The sequence below is a fragment of the Wenyingzhuangia sp. IMCC45574 genome (assembly GCF_054182685.1).
Genome location: NZ_CM135169.1, coordinates 2,619,776 through 2,633,446 on the forward strand (window position 1 = coordinate 2,619,776; position 13,671 = coordinate 2,633,446).

General features: G+C 33.2%; 17 protein-coding genes. 12 read left to right on the plus strand and 5 right to left on the minus strand.

Annotated features, from left to right (window positions below; translation table 11 throughout):
* Nucleotides 1–67 precede the first annotated feature (67 nt).
* Together ACXHHC_RS11170 and ACXHHC_RS11175 are read right to left on the minus strand one after the other, a co-directional pair.
* Nucleotides 68–1,537 (minus strand): ATP-binding protein, encoded by a 1,470-nt coding sequence (locus tag ACXHHC_RS11170; RefSeq protein ID WP_458226462.1) that lies wholly within the window; start codon nucleotides 1,535–1,537, stop codon nucleotides 68–70.
* Between the two features lie 40 nt (nucleotides 1,538–1,577).
* Nucleotides 1,578–2,552 carry a LuxE/PaaK family acyltransferase gene (locus tag ACXHHC_RS11175; RefSeq protein WP_458226463.1) on the minus strand — a complete coding sequence of 325 codons (975 nt, stop codon included), beginning with the start codon at nucleotides 2,550–2,552 and terminating at the stop codon, nucleotides 1,578–1,580.
* Nucleotides 2,553–2,685: 133 nt separating this feature from the next.
* On the opposite strand from ACXHHC_RS11175, the gene ACXHHC_RS11180 reads away from it, so the two are divergent.
* Entirely contained in the window at nucleotides 2,686–3,573 is an 888-nt protein-coding gene (locus tag ACXHHC_RS11180) for a hypothetical protein (RefSeq protein WP_458226464.1), read from the plus strand.
* A gap of 4 nt (nucleotides 3,574–3,577) precedes the next feature.
* Here ACXHHC_RS11180 and ACXHHC_RS11185 read toward each other — a convergent pair whose 3' ends face one another.
* Nucleotides 3,578–4,216 (minus strand): ribonuclease H1 domain-containing protein, encoded by a 639-nt coding sequence (locus ACXHHC_RS11185; RefSeq protein ID WP_458226465.1) that lies wholly within the window; start codon nucleotides 4,214–4,216, stop codon nucleotides 3,578–3,580.
* Nucleotides 4,216–4,782, minus strand: a complete 567-nt coding sequence (gene purN, locus ACXHHC_RS11190) for a phosphoribosylglycinamide formyltransferase (RefSeq protein WP_458226466.1) — start codon at nucleotides 4,780–4,782, stop codon at nucleotides 4,216–4,218. The genes ACXHHC_RS11185 and purN overlap by 1 nt, the downstream gene beginning before the upstream one ends.
* A 177-nt stretch (nucleotides 4,783–4,959) precedes the next feature.
* On the opposite strand from purN, the gene ACXHHC_RS11195 reads away from it, so the two are divergent.
* From ACXHHC_RS11195 to ACXHHC_RS11240, 10 genes are all read left to right on the plus strand, one after another.
* Complete coding sequence (locus ACXHHC_RS11195; RefSeq protein WP_010136106.1) at nucleotides 4,960–5,196, plus strand: acyl carrier protein; 237 nt, start codon at nucleotides 4,960–4,962, stop codon at nucleotides 5,194–5,196.
* Between the two features lie 18 nt (nucleotides 5,197–5,214).
* Nucleotides 5,215–6,468: a beta-ketoacyl-ACP synthase II gene (fabF, locus tag ACXHHC_RS11200; RefSeq protein WP_458226467.1), complete on the plus strand. Its 1,254-nt coding sequence runs from the start codon at nucleotides 5,215–5,217 to the stop codon at nucleotides 6,466–6,468.
* Between the two features lie 11 nt (nucleotides 6,469–6,479).
* Complete coding sequence (gene rnc, locus ACXHHC_RS11205) at nucleotides 6,480–7,214, plus strand: ribonuclease III (RefSeq protein ID WP_458226468.1); 735 nt, start codon at nucleotides 6,480–6,482, stop codon at nucleotides 7,212–7,214.
* 88 nt (nucleotides 7,215–7,302) lie between these two features.
* Nucleotides 7,303–7,791, plus strand: a complete 489-nt coding sequence (locus ACXHHC_RS11210) for an IPExxxVDY family protein (RefSeq protein ID WP_458226469.1) — start codon at nucleotides 7,303–7,305, stop codon at nucleotides 7,789–7,791.
* 3 nt (nucleotides 7,792–7,794) lie between these two features.
* The gene (gene pyk / locus ACXHHC_RS11215; protein ID WP_458226470.1) at nucleotides 7,795–9,255 is read left to right on the plus strand and encodes a pyruvate kinase; all 1,461 of its coding nucleotides are present in this window, start codon (nucleotides 7,795–7,797) and stop codon (nucleotides 9,253–9,255) included.
* Nucleotides 9,256–9,349: 94 nt separating this feature from the next.
* The gene (locus tag ACXHHC_RS11220; RefSeq protein WP_458226471.1) at nucleotides 9,350–10,075 is read left to right on the plus strand and encodes a metallophosphoesterase family protein; all 726 of its coding nucleotides are present in this window, start codon (nucleotides 9,350–9,352) and stop codon (nucleotides 10,073–10,075) included.
* 68 nt (nucleotides 10,076–10,143) lie between these two features.
* A complete protein-coding gene (locus tag ACXHHC_RS11225) occupies nucleotides 10,144–10,353 on the plus strand; it encodes a DUF6341 family protein (RefSeq protein WP_458226472.1) in 210 nt (69 codons plus the stop codon).
* A gap of 17 nt (nucleotides 10,354–10,370) precedes the next feature.
* Nucleotides 10,371–11,042, plus strand: coding sequence for a tRNA (guanosine(46)-N7)-methyltransferase TrmB (gene trmB, locus ACXHHC_RS11230; RefSeq protein WP_458226473.1), 672 nt, complete (start codon nucleotides 10,371–10,373; stop codon nucleotides 11,040–11,042).
* A gap of 198 nt (nucleotides 11,043–11,240) precedes the next feature.
* Nucleotides 11,241–11,753 (plus strand): RNA polymerase sigma factor, encoded by a 513-nt coding sequence (locus tag ACXHHC_RS11235; RefSeq protein ID WP_458226474.1) that lies wholly within the window; start codon nucleotides 11,241–11,243, stop codon nucleotides 11,751–11,753.
* 1 nt (nucleotide 11,754) lies between these two features.
* Entirely contained in the window at nucleotides 11,755–12,390 is a 636-nt protein-coding gene (locus tag ACXHHC_RS11240) for a hypothetical protein (RefSeq protein ID WP_458226475.1), read from the plus strand.
* A 36-nt stretch (nucleotides 12,391–12,426) separates the two neighbouring features.
* Here the strand turns inward: ACXHHC_RS11240 and ACXHHC_RS11245 are convergent, their stop codons facing one another.
* Nucleotides 12,427–13,266 carry a hypothetical protein gene (locus ACXHHC_RS11245; protein WP_458226476.1) on the minus strand — a complete coding sequence of 280 codons (840 nt, stop codon included), beginning with the start codon at nucleotides 13,264–13,266 and terminating at the stop codon, nucleotides 12,427–12,429.
* Nucleotides 13,267–13,320: 54 nt separating this feature from the next.
* On the opposite strand from ACXHHC_RS11245, the gene ACXHHC_RS11250 reads away from it, so the two are divergent.
* Nucleotides 13,321–13,653: an MGMT family protein gene (locus ACXHHC_RS11250; RefSeq protein ID WP_458226477.1), complete on the plus strand. Its 333-nt coding sequence runs from the start codon at nucleotides 13,321–13,323 to the stop codon at nucleotides 13,651–13,653.
* Nucleotides 13,654–13,671: the final 18 nt, after the last annotated feature.

A 13,671-nucleotide genomic window follows, 5' to 3' on the forward strand; every position in this document is an offset into this window, starting at 1 on the left:
TGTTTATTGTTTATGGTTCTTGTTCTGAGTCTGAATAATCAAAACTGAATCAAGAAGTTTATTATAATTAAGCCCAAATAGGTTCGTATCCGCCTCTTGGATGTTCAGGATCAGCAACTTTAATGACTTTCATTTCTAAAGCTTTTTTTATAACCAATGAGGCTTGAGCAGCATTTTTCTTTTCAATTCCAAAACGTTCACAAAGCGTATTGTTTTTCATTTTATCTCCACTTAAGTACTTGATTATGGAATGTTGATAACAGGCTCTCACTCGTTCATTTACAGTCATGCTTCCAAAAGATTTAGGTGCAAATAAAATAACACGCATGGAGTTATTCATTTCTTGAAATTTTGGAGCTGGTAATTGATTTATTTCAGTACTAATAATTACTTTGTCTAAACCAGTTCCTTGTTCTTCACACATCTTCATTCTTCTCATTAATGATGCAAGTGCTTCATTTCTTGATCTAGGTGGTAAGTCAATCATTCTATCTGTTTGCACTAATGATTTTCCAGGGTTAGTTACCTCTAAACGATTGTTAAATAGTTCAATTAATGGGCCGCTACCACTTATTGTCATATCTTGATGAATTAGTGCATTAGCAATTATTTCTCTAATGGCAATTTCAGGAAACAGTAATTGCTTTTTTCTTTGAGTACTACCTATATGTTCGTTAACAGGAAGTAGGTCGTTTATATAAGAAACAACACCAGAAAAAGCATTTGCATACCCTTTTTTTCCATCAATTCTTTGTTTTACTGTATTTGCTCTATTGTCTCCATCATATGAAACAAAACGTATACCTTTTCTTGAAATAGAAATATCAAAATCATCTAAGTTTTCAGCAAAAAGAATTGCTCCTAAATTGGTTATTCCCCAGTGTTTCGCTACATCTTTTTTTATTAAATTATCTGCAGAAAGTTTTTCTAAAATACCCTTCTTGTTATCAGGCAAATTTTGGTTGGTTAATTTAAAGTAGGTGGAATAGTCAAGATGTTTTAAAACTTCATCAGATGTTATAAATGATTTAGCAATTGCTTTTTCCCATGTGTAGGGTCTTAAGCTGTTAATCAATAATTGATAATGTTCAGGGTAATCAGAAAGTCTAGGTGTAGCGCTGCCAATTCTTAAATATGCAATTTTGTTAAATTCTACAGGAGTAGAGTGAGTGGCAGGAATTTCTAATAAAACTAGGTTTCCTTTAGGGTGTTTTACTTTTTTAAATTTAATTGCAATCTTTGGTGTTAACATTTGAGAAAGCCACATCAAAAAGACTTGATTATTATACTTCTTATTGTCAGGGTCGAAATTAGTACCAATAATTTTTTTTGTTTTATCTTCAATACCCCATATGACATATCCAAAATCTTGTTGTTCTATTCTAGTAGAGTTAGATATAGAAGAGCATAATTTACCTATTGTGTCTGGATTTTCATTATTGTGTTTAAATTCAATACAGGTGTTTTCGGAGTTTTCTAATAGAAGCTCATCTATAAGCGCTATATCTCTTTTATGTGTTTTTTCGCTGTCTAACATGTTAATCCAAATATAGCAATATATTTTTAGGAGTTTTGTTTTACTGCACTAGTAAATTACACCCTCTAATATCGGAATTATCAAATCTTCCCAAAACGTCGAAAGTTCCGTCTTGGTAGACTTTTCCTAGGTCTTGAGTAGCGATAAAAGAGCAAGAGTTGTAGTTGGCTAAATCAATTACGTTAATTCCTCCGCTTTTACCGTTTGGGAGTAATGTTAAGGCATCTTCGGTGTCTCTCACCAAGATTTTCATCCAAGGAGGGCAGTTAAATTTTTGTGAATCTTCAAAATAAGCTTGACTTAGCAACTCTGTCATTCCGTATTCAGAGTGAATATTGTTTACTCCAAAGCCTTTTTTTAGTGCTGCATGTAACTCTTCTCGAATCATTTCTTTACGCTTTCCTTTCATACCTCCTGTTTCCATAACAATGGTATGTTTTAGCTGACATTGGAATTTTTCTATAAAATCTAACAACGCGAATGAAACACCAATTAAGAGTGTTTTTGTTTGTTTGACTTCCAGTTCCTGCAGTTTATCATACAATTCTTGATGGTTGTGTAAGTAAAAACCACTATTAGAATTGTTGCTTTTCTGAATTAAATCGTCTACCATATAGATTAAAGAAGAACCATTACGTTCCAAATAAGACGGTAGTAAGGCTAAAATGGTGTATTCTTCTATAGAGTCATAGAATTGCTCAAAAGCCTTTAAATAGCTGTTTTCATAAGCCGATACATCTGTTACCAAATGCTTGCTCTGACTCATTCCTGTAGTACCGCTACTTAAAAAAGTTTCTTGAATTTTATTCGTATTACTAACAATTCGGTGACTTTTAAAAAACTGAATGGGCAAAAAAGGAATTTTTCGAATGGTATCAACCTTAGAAATATCTACATTCAACAGATTGATGAAATCCTTGTAGACTTTACAATGCAAAGCTTGGTGTTGAAAAACACGGAGAGCTTGTTCTTCAAAATTTTCAGAAGTAGTTGCTAAAAAATTAAATGCTTGCATGTGTACGAATCTGCTGCAAAAATAGGGTTCTTTTTGGGAAGAATGACAAACTAAATTTATTTTGGAAAGATGATTTTGACGAACTATTATTATCTTTCAATAAAATTTGTGCTTGCTTAAAGTGACATTGTGTATGAAAAAAAATAAAGGATGTGTTGTAGTTTTTGGGTTATTGATTTTATTGCTTGTATTGGTTAATACTATTACAATAGGAGAAAGAATATACGAGAGAACTAGCCCAGATAAACAATTTACCGTTTATGCAAAATCATTTATAATTAATCGTTTTATTCCTGCAATGCCAGGGCAATCAGGAGATATGCCTGGAAGAATATATTTGTATGATAATGTAAATGAAAAAGTTATTTCTAGTGTTGGAACTGATATGCTACAATTGTGTAGAGATGCAGAGTGGGAAAAAAATGATGTGCGTTTTGGTAGAGGTGATGGATTAGAACTTAAATTACCAAGAGAAATAAGGTTAAATTACACTGTAAAGTTGTCTAATGGCTTAGTTCAGATTTACCAACCTGACAGTATCCTTTTTCAGGAATACTATTTGAATAAGAAATATAAAAAGATAGATCTCAAAAAGACAAAGGATAGTATCGTAGAAACTTCTTATGAGTCAGGAGAAATTCATGGGAGGTATTTCTACAAGGAAAGGAATGAATTCAATTATGTATATGAAGAATTTTACGATAATGGTATTTTAAAAACAACCTTTGAACTGGGCTTATTTAATGGCTGTGGGATACAGACAGGTATTGAATTAGTTCTCAATAGAAACGGAGCTCTGAAACAAAAGAAGGAGTTTAAGCATAACTTAGAAAATGTAGAAAATTGTCACAGCATAAAGACAATTGTTTCAGTAACAGATTATCGTAGTTGGGGATACGTTAAAGAACAAAGGTTTTTTAAAACTTGCTATGAATGTGACGAGTCTCCTTGTGGTAAATGGATAAAAAAAGATAAAGAAGGGTTAATAGTAGAGATTGTAGATTATGGAGATTGTGATTAAAATATCACTTCCTTCCAAAATCCGCAGGAATTTCTCCCCAGACTTTGGTTTCCCATTTAAGAATAGGGTTTTTAAAGGAGTTTTCTTGTAGCCATTTTTCACCGCGTTTAATCAAGTCGAACAAGACTTTGTTATCTGCGTTGGGCATAATTTTGGTTCTGCACTGTTTGGCTTTAATCCAGCCAATGGCAATTTTAGAGTCTGAGTAAATAGGCAGTTCTGTCTTTCCAATTTTTTGCAAGTAAGCCAATCCATGTACCAAAGCCAAAAACTCACCTATATTATTGGTTCCTTCCTTAAAAGGACCTTGAATAAACAGTTGTTTGTGAGTTTGGGTATCCACACCACGGTATTCCATCAAACCAGGGTTGCCCGAACAAGCAGCATCTACAGCTATGGTGTTTAGGTTTGGTTTTCCTATTTTGGCTAACAATTCTTTGTCTACAACCGGTTTTTTAGTGTTTAGCCCTTTGTAATCCAGGTAAGATCTGGTAAAAGCAGTTTCTGCCTCTTCTTTAGAAGTAAAAGATTTGTATTCTGCTCCGGGAAAACCATCAATGCTTTTTTTACAATCGTTCCAATTGTTATATACACCAGGAATTTTCCCAGACCAAACTACATAGTATTTTTTGCTTTTCGCCATTATGCTTGCGTAATTACCTCTTCTATAACTCTTGGGAAATGCTGGTACTCTAAAGTGTGCACTTTTTTAGCAATGTCTTCAGGAGAATCGTCTGGAGTTAAAGCCGTTTTTGCTTGAAAAATAATAGCTCCTTCATCGTAATTCTCGTTTACATAGTGAATTGTAATTCCAGTTTCTGACTCGTTATTTTCCTTTACAGCATTGTGCACATGCATTCCATACATTCCTTTTCCACCATAATTTGGTAGTAATGCAGGGTGAATGTTGATAATTTTATTAGGAAAAGCAGCTATTAAATTTTCTGGAATCTTTAATAAGAAACCTGCCAAAATGATAAAATCGGCCTCTTTTTTTAGCAGTTCTAAGAAAGTTTTTTGCTCTCTCATCTCTTTTCCGGTAAAAACATGACTTTTTATACCCAGTTTTTCGGCTCTTTGCAGTACAAAAGCGTCCTTTTTGTTGCTTAAAATACAAGAGATTTTTATATTTTTATTGCTTGATAAGTATTGAGCAATGTTCTCGGCATTCGATCCAGAACCTGATGCTAGAATGGCAATCTTAATCATATTTTACTGGGTTTGAAAGGGTTTAAGGTTTTCTTAACCTGAGTTAACTCTAGGTTTTTACAATACAAAGATGAGACAAATTTTTATATCTTAGTAAAGATATTTGTTAGAAACATTGTTTGTGGAAACAAAAGTTTATTATTTTTGTCCCCGGTTTTAAACTTAAATTATATTACTATGTCAGACATTGCATCAAGAGTAAAAGCAATTATCGTTGATAAATTAGGAGTTGACGAAAATGAGGTAACTGCTGAAGCAAGCTTCACTAACGATTTAGGAGCAGATTCTTTAGATACTGTTGAGTTAATCATGGAATTCGAAAAAGAATTCGATATTCAAATTCCAGACGATCAAGCTGAGAACATTGGAACAGTTGGTCAAGCAGTAAGCTTTATTGAAGAAGCTAAAAAGTAATTAGAAAATTATCTATTTATGAAATTGAAACGAGTTGTCGTAACTGGACTTGGTGCATTGACACCAATCGGTAACAATATAGAAGAGTATTGGGATGGGTTAGTGAATGGGAGAAGCGGAGCTGCTCCTATAACACACTTTGATGCTGCCAAGTTCAAGACTCGTTTTGCTTGTGAGGTAAAAGGCTTTGACGTAAACGAATACATCCACAGAAAAGAATCTCGTAGGATGGATGAATTTACGCAATATGCCATGGTAGTAGCCGATCAAGCAATTACGGACTCTAAACTAGATTTAGAAAACATTGATCCTGACAAAGTTGGGGTTATTTGGGGATGTGGAATTGGAGGAATTGGAACTTTCGAACAGGAAGTAACAAACTATGCAAATGGTGATGGAACTCCTAAGTACAACCCATTCTTTATACCAAAAATGATTGCAGATATTGCTCCTGGGCATATCTCTATGAAATACGGATTCAGAGGACCTAACTTTACTACGGTCTCTGCTTGTGCTTCTTCTGCAAATGCAATTATAGATGCTTTAAACTACATTCGTTTAGGACATGCAGATGTAATTGTAACTGGAGGTTCTGAGGCATCAGTAACTGGAGCTTCAATGGGTGGATTTAACGCATTGAAAGCCTTATCAGAAAGAAACGACGACCCAACAGCTGCTTCTCGTCCATTTGACAAAGACCGTGATGGTTTTGTAATGGGAGAAGGTGGTGGAGCTCTTATTTTAGAAGAATATGAGCACGCTATTGCTAGAGGGGCAACTATATACTGTGAAGTAGGTGGTGGTGGTTTATCTGCCGATGCACATCACTTAACTGCACCGCATCCAGAAGGATTAGGAGCAGCGAAAGTAATGGAGAACTGTTTAGAAAATGCAGGTTTAACTATTGAGGATGTTGATGCTATCAACGTTCACGGTACTTCTACTCCTTTAGGAGATATTGCAGAGTTAAAAGCAATTCAGAAAGTTTTTGGAGAGCATGCTTACAATATCAATATCAATTCAACTAAGTCTATGACTGGTCACTTGTTAGGAGCTGCTGGTGCAATTGAAGCTATTGCTTCTGTATTGGCAATGAAACATGGAATAATTCCTCCAACAATTAACCACGAGGTATTAGATGAAAAGATTGATCCAAAATTAAACTTAACTTTAAATACTGCTCAAAAGAGAGATATTAAGGTTGCTATGAGTAATACTTTTGGATTTGGAGGACACAACGCATGTGTATTGTTTAAGAAATTAGAAGCTTAAGACAAATCAGTTTGAAGTTTTTAAAAAATATAAAGAAATCTCGTTCCGCAAAGGACGAGATTTTTTATGCTCAAATAAAAAGGATAACTGGGTTTATTCCCAAAGAGCTTTCGCACTATAAAAGCGCTTTTACACACCCATCTATGCAGTTAAAAAACTCGGAAGGGAGGCCTGTAAATTATGAGCGTTTGGAATATTTAGGCGATGCTATGTTGGGATCTATTATAGCTGCTTATCTATACGACCAAGTTCCCGATGCCAACGAAGGGTATTTAACACAGATGCGATCTAAAATTGTAAGTAGGGAGCATTTAAATGAACTGGGTAAAGACTTAGATTTAATAGAGTTTTTAAATGCTAATATAGCTAAGGGGAAAATGAGTAATAATATTCATGGGAACCTGTTTGAGGCACTAATTGGAGCTATATACCTAGATAGAGGATATGCTTATTGTGTAAAATTTATCAACAAAAAGGTAATAAAACCTTATGTAGATATAGCCAAGTTAGAAGGTAAAATTACCAGTTACAAAGGAGTCTTAATTGAATGGTCTCAGAAAAATAAACGTACAATTAAGTTTGAAGTTTATGAAGATTCCGGAAATCAGAAAATAAAGCACTTTAGCGTTCGTTTGTTTATAGACGGTAAAGTAGTTTCTAAAGGGAGAGCAACTTCTAAGAAAAGAGCAGAAGAAATGGCATCCAAAAGAGCTTATTATGCCTTTCAGAATGAAATGAAGTCTTAATTTAACAGTTTATTCTGCTAATTACTTCTTTTAAATCAACGTAAATTATTAAATTTGTACGTAATTATTTACGTATTAATACGTAGTTATGGCAAAGACCATCATAAATTTTTGTGAATTTGAAGAATTGGATTACGAAATTGTTGTAATTCACTCGGTTTTGCAAGATTATAAATTGGCTTACAAAATCAATCAAAACCTAGGTTTTAACCTGTCTAGACTAGCATCGGACTTGGAATTTAAAAGTAACGAAAACGATAACGCTTTTTTTTCAGTTTTTGAATTTCAAGAATCAAAAAGTTTGATAGATTGGCACCTTATTAAAAACAAATATAAAATGGAGTTGCAAGAGAAAAAATCTGAAGGATTGTTTTCTTCTGAAACCTCTTTTGTGAGTTCTTATGTATATTTGCAACCGGAGTTAAAAGATGTGGATTATCTATTAAAAATTCAAGGAGATTTTGATTTTGAGACAATAGAAGATGCCATCAGAAAAATAAATAAAATAGAAGGTGTAATTACCTCTTATAAAATAGATAAGGAAAAACTAAACCATAAAGAACACTTAATTTTTTAAAATATGTCACAGACTAAAAAAACCAAGATAGTTGCTACTTTAGGTCCTGCGTTAACTGGGAAAAAAGACAAACTTAGAGAATTGATTATTTCTGGAGTAAATGTATACAGAATTAACTTTTCTCATGCTGATTATGACGACGTTAGAACTAACGTAAGAATGATTAGAGAAATCAACGAAGAATTAGACTTTAATGTAGCAATCTTAGCTGATTTACAAGGACCTAAATTACGTGTTGGTGTAATGGCTGAAGGTGTGGAATTAGCTCCTGGAGACATTTTTAACTTTACTACAGAGAAATGTGAAGGTACGCAAGAAAAAGCTTTCATGACTTACCAACGTTTCCCTAAAGATGTTAAAGTTGGAGAGAAAATTTTAGTAGACGACGGAAAATTATTATTTGAAGTTACAGCTACTAATGGTGAAGACTTAGTTACTACAAAAGTTTTAAGAGGAGGGCCTTTAAAATCTAAAAAAGGAGTAAACCTACCGAATACAAATATTTCTTTACCTGCGTTAACAGAAAAGGATATTGAGGATGCAAAATTTGCTTTAAGTTTAAATGTAGACTGGATGGCTTTATCTTTTGTACGTAACCCAGCAGATTTAGATGATATTCACAAATTAATTGCAGAAAACTCTGATACTTCTGTGTACAGAACTAGAGTGATTTCTAAAATTGAAAAGCCAGAAGCTTTAGAAAATATTGATGCAATTATTGCAAATACAGATGCAATAATGGTAGCTCGTGGAGATTTAGGAGTTGAGATTCCTATGTCTGAAGTACCATTAGCTCAGAAAATGTTGGTAAGAAAGTGTAAAGAAGCTAAGATTCCTGTAGTAATTGCTACACAAATGATGGAGACAATGATTGAAAACTCTGTACCAACACGTGCAGAAGTAAACGATGTTGCCAACTCTATTATGGATGGTGCTGATGCTGTTATGTTATCTGGAGAAACTTCTGTTGGAGCTTTCCCTAACGAAGTAATTAAGGTAATGAGACAAATTATCTTAGATGTAGAGAACTCTAGCTTAATTGAAGTGCCAAGAGAGTCTCCTAAGCCAGATACAGATTCTGATAGAGCTATTACAAACGCAATCTGTCATCAAGCAGCTTTAGTTGCAGAAGACATTAATGCAAAAGTAATTTCTACTATTACAAACTCAGGATATACTGCTCAACAAATTTCTGCTTTAAGACCAAAATCTCAAATTTTAGCTTATTCTTCTGATAAGAGAACTTTAGGGATGATGAATATTATGTGGGGAGTTAAAGGTAGGTTCTACGAGCCAAACACTCCTTTCTCTACAGATATCATTAGAGAAGTTAATCAGATTGCTTTTGATAGCGGTTATTTAGCAGATGGAGATACTGTTATAAATTTAACTTCTACTCCTATTATGGAACATGGAGATGTAAATACTATTAGAATTTCTAAAGTAGATTTAAGTAAGCAATAAGCGCTTATTTATTATAAAATTAAAATAAAAGGAACTGAAAAATCAGTTCCTTTTTTTAATTTAAGGCTTTATTTTTGGTAAAACAACACAGATTATGGGAAGAACTTTAGTTATTGGAGATATACATGGAGGCTTAAGAGCGTTAGAGCAAGTGCTAGAAAGAGCCCAGGTAACTACCGATGATACATTGATTTTTTTAGGAGATTATGTAGATGGATGGAGTCAATCTTTTGAAACTATTAATTTGTTAATTTCTTTAAAAGCATCTCATGATTGTATTTTTTTAAGAGGAAATCACGACGAGTTGTTTTACGAGTGGTTAAAAAATGCCAAGGATAATCCTAATTGGTTGTTGCATGGAGGTCAGGCTACAATAGATTCTTACAGAGATAGACCATTTAATTTTATACAATTACACACGCATTTTTTAGAAAATTTAGAGAATTACTATTTAGACAATCAAAATAGATTGTTTTTGCATGCTGGGTTTACTAATATAAAAGGAATAGAACACGAACACTTTAAAAAGTTGTTTTATTGGGACAGGTCTTTATGGGAAACTGCTTTGGCTGCAAGAGACTTGCCTAAGGATGACGTGTATTACCCAAGTAGGCTACAATTGTATAAAGAAGTCTATGTAGGACATACACCTTTGTCTAAAATAGGAATTAACGAACCTTTGTTTGCAGCAGGTGTTTGGAATGTAGATACAGGGGCTGCTTTTACCAATCCTTTAACCATTATGGACATAGATACAAAAGAATTTTGGCAAAGCGATCCGTTGCCTAGTTTATACCCTAACGAAAAAGGGAGAAATTAATTTAAAAGTTAAGTGTATCTAATAAGATTATATTATTTTTGTCCACGCTAATACAATTTATATTAAAAATGACAGCATTAAACATCTTTGAAACGATAGGTGACTTGTTTACAAACGGGTTATTTTTACCAATGAAATCTTTGCGTTTTAGCGGTAACTGGTGGTTATCTAACGCTATTAACTTTGGTTTCTTAATCGTATTATTAGTATACTTAGGATATTGGATGAAACAATCTAAGAAGTTCAAAGACGAAGGAACTGAAGATTTACCAAAATAATAAGTTAAAGACTACTATTGGGAAGTAAAAATAAATTAAAACGTTTCAACGAGAACGAAACGTTTGACAATGTAATACAGCCTACTCGAGATGAAGTAATCAATGGATTTATTCATAAAGGAAAGTGGGCTTCTTTTTTTGGAAACAACAACCCTATTGTTTTAGAACTAGGTTGTGGTAAGGGGGAGTACACTGTTGCTTTAGCTCAAAAAAATCCAAATATCAATTACATTGGAATTGATATTAAGGGGGCTCGTTTTTGGAGAGGTGCTAAAACAGCTATAGAAGAGGATTTACCCAATGTAGCTTTTATAAGAACTCAAATAGAGTTGGTAGATTATATTTTTGCTGAAAATGAAGTCAGCGAAATTTGGATTACTTTTCCGGACCCTCAGATTAAATACAAGCGTACCAAACACAGATTAACAGGAGATACTTTTTTAAGAAGGTATAACAAGGTGTTAAATGAAGAAGGTATTATGCATTTAAAAACAGATAGTGAGTTTATGCATGGCTATACCATTGGTTTGTTACACGGTGCAGGACACGAGGTTTTATATGCAAATCATGATGTGTATAGACAAGAAGGTGCTCCAGAAGAAGTAATGAAAGTTCAGACTTTTTACGAATCTCAGTATTTAGAGAAAGACAAAGCAATTACATACTTGCAATTTAAGTTGAAGTTTTAAATCAACTATTTATCATAACTTTTAAGTCCAACATTCGTTGGACTTTTTTTGTGCTCATATTTTTTAATAAAAAATAATGGAAATTAGTGTCATATTTTTCTAGAGGATGTAACTAAATAAGTAGAAGCTTCTAAAACACAAGTTTAATCACCTAATTGAAAATTATGGAATTACACATTCATCAAAAGAAAAAAGAGTATGGAAAGTACTAAAACAAAAGAAGGCTACTTTAAAGAAGTACTCCAAGAGAATAAACAGAAGATATTTAGAATATGCACTATTTATGCCACTAGTCCAGTAGAACCAGAGGATTTGTTTCAAGAGGTTGTTTTACAAATATGGAAGTCGCTGGAGAATTTTAAAGAAAATGCATCCATCCATACATGGATTTATAAAATTACACTGAATGTTTGTATGCGGTCTAAAATGAAATTGGTAAAGCAAATAGAAAAAACACAAAGATTAGAGGCCATACGTTTTACACCTATCAACGAGACTGTTGATGAACATCAGCAAGAAAAAATTAGATTTTTAAAAGAATGCATTTCTATGCTAAACCCTAAAGACAGTTCTTTAATGGTATTGTATTTAGATGATTTATCGTACAAGGAAATGGCAAAAATTACGGGGTTTACGGAAAATAACGTAGCCGTTAAAATGAAAAGAATAAGAACAAAATTATTCAATTGTATCACGCAAAAAATGACATAAAATGGAACAAGAATTAAAAAATATATGGAATAATATAGGCTCAGTACAAGAAATTTCAATAGACATTACTTTGTTGATAAAGGAGCTAAATGATAAAATGAAGAGCTTACAAAAGAAGATTCAGATACGAGATACTACCGAAATTTTAGCAGCTGTATTCTTAATTGCTGTTTTTGGATATAACTTTTATATAATCCCTATTCTGTTAATGAAAATAAGTTGCTTGTGGCTTGTGTTATGGTCTGTGTATGTAATTTATAAGCTTGTTAACACAAAAAATAGATTAAAACCAGGAGATTATCATCTGCCTTTGTTAGTGTTATTAACCAAACAGAAAAAGGTTTTAACAGAGCAAATAGACTTGTTAAAAACGGTTCCCTATTGGTATGTATTACCTCCGTTTATAGGAACTGTATTCTTTGTGTTAGGAATAGAAATTCCGGATGTAGATAATCCTGAAGTATTAGAACTTATATGGGGGATTTCTATTCTAAGCGTGTTTAAATGTATTATGATTATAGTACTAGCTGGTATTTTTGCTTTTGTTTTTAAGCTGAATAGAAGAGCTGTTAGAAAACAATTAACCCCTTTGTTAGAAGATTTAAAAAGTATAGAAGATGAACTTAAAGAATCGTAAAATGTAAAAAAGCATCCTAAGAAATTAGGATGCTTTTTATAAATAGATTTTACCTCCAAGGCCAACCATATTGTAATTTACACCTCCAATTCTGTATAGGTTTATTCCCGCTTTTAAAGCATAGTTTTTTTTGTAGAAGTTAATGTTAAAATTGGTCTGATAAATACTGGAGAGATCTCCCATGGTACCTCTATGTTCAAAATCGATACTGATAGGTCTATTAAAGAAATACTCCATTCCTGTTTTATAAGTAAAATAAGCTTTGTTTACTCCAGAATGCACATAAGTGGCACCCAGTCCGTAGTGTAATGTAAAAGACTCCGTTCTTACTCTGTAGTAGTTGGCCGTTAGGTCGTGCATAAAAAACTGATAAGAAGTACCTTTAACAGATTCGTGTAGATAGGTTTGGTTGTATTCTAAACTAGCTCTTTGGGCAAAACGAAGCTTTGCATTTAAATTGTTACCAAAAATTCGGTTTCCATCAAATAGAAGCTGATTAGAAAGATCTAAACGGGTTGGATTGTAAAAGTCAGGCTCATAGATATAATCTCCTTTTTGATTGTCAGAATATGGATGATGCGTTAGGTCCATATATAAATGATTTCCATCTTCTTCTAGGTGTGATTGTATGAATATTTCTACAGTGGTAGCATAAGCAACCAGAGCGATTGGTTTTACAATAAACTCTAAAAAGAGTTCTTCTCCAAAAGAGTTTTCATCATCGTCATCATCATCGTTTTCATAACTACTAGAACTTGAGTTAGAAGAGGAGTTAGAAGATGTGGAGCTTTTTAAATTAGACTTAGATTTATCTAGTTTTTGAGAAAAAACAGCCATGGAAAGTAAGCAAGCTACTAAAAGTGTAATTTTGTTCATGTCTTAAGGTTCAATTTTAATCTACCTAGACATAAAACATACCAAACTTAAATTGTGACGACAGAAAAACAAGATTTCTTTAAGAGAGTACATGAGGTTGCTAAGCTGATTCCCGAAGGAAGGGTTACTAGCTATGGAGCCATAGCTCAATACTTGGGGGCTAAATCATCTGCAAGAGTAGTGGGGTGGGCAATGAATGCCTCTCATGGCGATATGAGTATTCCTGCGCATAGAGTTGTAAACAGGCTTGGTATGCTAAGTGGAAAACATCATTTTGAAGGAGTGAATTTAATGCAGCAGTTGTTAGAGAGTGAGGGGGTTAAAGTGGTAGAGAATCAAGTGCAGAATTTTAAAGAGTTGTTTTGGGATCCTACTAAAGAACTATAGATTTTCTGGTAACAAATT